A 1,923-nucleotide genomic window follows, 5' to 3' on the forward strand; every position below is an offset into this window, starting at 1 on the left:
CGCTGAAGTTCGCGATGTTCATGCTCGCCGAGTACGTCAACATGACCACCGTGTCGGCGTTGGCCACCACGATGTTCCTCGGCGGCTGGCACGCGCCGTGGCCGATCAGCCTGTGGGACGGCGCCAATTCCGGCTGGTGGCCCCTACTTTGGTTCACCGCCAAAGTATGGGCATTCCTGTTCGGCTACTTCTGGCTACGCGCCACCCTGCCCCGACTGCGCTACGACCAATTCATGGCCCTCGGCTGGAAGATTCTCATCCCGATCTCGCTGGTGTGGATCGCGATCGTGGCCACCACCCGCAGCCTGCGCAACGATGGACACGCCGCGTTGGCAACAGGCCTGCTTGCCGCAGGCACTGTAGCCGTTCTCCTCGTCGTCGTGCTGCTGTGGAAAACAGTGCGGGCCAGAAATGTTCGCAGAATCCCGGTGCAGGCGGTCAACACGGGCGTCTTCCCCGCACCGCCGCTGCCCCCAGCCAAGGAGAAAGCCGATGCCTAAGTTCCTCGACGCCATTGCGGGCTTCGCGGTCACGTTTTCCACGATGTTCAAGAAGCCGATCACCGAGGAGTACCCGGAGAAGCCAGGGCCGGTCGCCAAGCGCTATCACGGCCGCCACCAACTCAACCGCTACCCCGACGGGCTCGAGAAGTGCATCGGGTGTGAGTTGTGCGCGTGGGCCTGCCCGGCCGACGCGATCTACGTCGAAGGCGACAACAACACCCCCGACGAACGCTTCTCCCCCGGCGAACGCTACGGCCGCGTCTACCAAATCAACTACCTACGCTGCATCGGCTGCGGACTGTGCATCGAAGCCTGCCCCACCCGCGCACTGACCATGACCAACGAATACGAGATGGCCGACGACAACCGCGCCGACCTCATCTGGGGCAAAGACAAACTGCTCGCCCCGATGCAGCCGGGAATGGTGCAGGCGCCGCACCCGATGCAGCCAGGCAGTACAGACGAGGACTACTACCTGGGCAATATCAAGCCCCTCACCGAGGAAGCACGGTGAACGTCGAATTCATCGCGCTGGCCACCGATTCCACGGGTCGTACCTCCACGGCCGAAGCCGTGGTGTTCTGGGTGCTCGGCGCTGTCGCCGTGCTGAGTGCGCTCGCGATGGTGGCCGCGCCGAAGGCGGTCTACTCGGCGATAAACCTGGCGACGGTGATGATTTCGCTCGCTGTGCTCTACATCGCGCAGGACGCCCTGTTCCTCGGCATCGTGCAGGTGGTCGTCTACACCGGCGCGGTGATGATGCTTTTCCTGTTCGTGCTGATGCTCATCGGCGTCGACTCATCCGAGTCTCTTGTGGAGACCATTCGCGGGCAACGTGTTTCGGCGATCGTCATCGGTGTCGGCTTCGGCATCCTGCTGATCGCCGGAATCGGCAATCTGTCGGTGGCAGGCTTCACCGGGCTGGCGGAGGCCAACAGTGGCGGGAACGTCGAGGGGTTGGCGGCGTTGATCTTCACCCGCTACCTGTGGGCGTTCGAACTCACGAGTGCACTGCTCATCACCGCCGCGCTCGGCGCGATGGTGCTCGCGCACAAGGAGCGGTTCGAGCGCGCCAAGACCCAGCGCGAACTGGCCGAGGCGCGGTTCCAGCCAGGCGGGCATGCGACTTCGATGCCGGGCCCAGGCGTGTTCGCACGACACAACGCCGTGGACCTTCAGGCGCGGCTACCCGACGGCTCGGGTTCGGAGCTTTCGGTCGCCGCGATCCTGCAACACAGGAACGTTGAAGACCCCCTCGCACGCGAGGAGCGTTGATGAACCCCGATAACTATCTGTATTTGTCGGCGTTGTTGTTCACGATTGGTGCGGCGGGGGTTTTGTTGCGCCGCAACGCCATCGTGATGTTCATGTGTGTCGAGTTGATGCTCAATGCGGCCAATCTGGCGTTCGTGGCGTTCTC

At 63.4% G+C, this 1,923-nt stretch carries 4 protein-coding genes; all 4 read left to right on the forward strand.

The features are described 5' to 3' along the window. Positions 1 to 500 (forward strand): NADH-quinone oxidoreductase subunit H (locus tag D6M19_RS33970; protein ID WP_206428721.1); only part of this gene is annotated, 500 nt, incomplete at its 5' end. Then, positions 493 to 1,017, forward strand: coding sequence for an NADH-quinone oxidoreductase subunit NuoI (nuoI, locus tag D6M19_RS33975; protein ID WP_123029669.1), 525 nt, complete (start codon positions 493 to 495; stop codon positions 1,015 to 1,017). The genes D6M19_RS33970 and nuoI, both read left to right, overlap by 8 nt. Beyond that, on the forward strand, positions 1,014 to 1,778 hold the full coding sequence (locus tag D6M19_RS33980) for an NADH-quinone oxidoreductase subunit J (RefSeq protein ID WP_123029670.1): 765 nt from the start codon (positions 1,014 to 1,016) through the stop codon (positions 1,776 to 1,778). The genes nuoI and D6M19_RS33980 overlap by 4 nt, the downstream gene beginning before the upstream one ends. Then, positions 1,778 to 1,923 (forward strand): NADH-quinone oxidoreductase subunit NuoK (gene nuoK, locus D6M19_RS33985; RefSeq protein WP_123029671.1); only part of this gene is annotated, 146 nt, incomplete at its 3' end. The genes D6M19_RS33980 and nuoK, both read left to right, overlap by 1 nt.

Origin of the sequence: Mycolicibacterium stellerae (genome assembly GCF_003719305.1) — a bacterium.
In the GTDB taxonomy this organism is placed as follows: Bacteria; Actinomycetota; Actinomycetes; order Mycobacteriales; family Mycobacteriaceae; genus Mycobacterium; species Mycobacterium stellerae.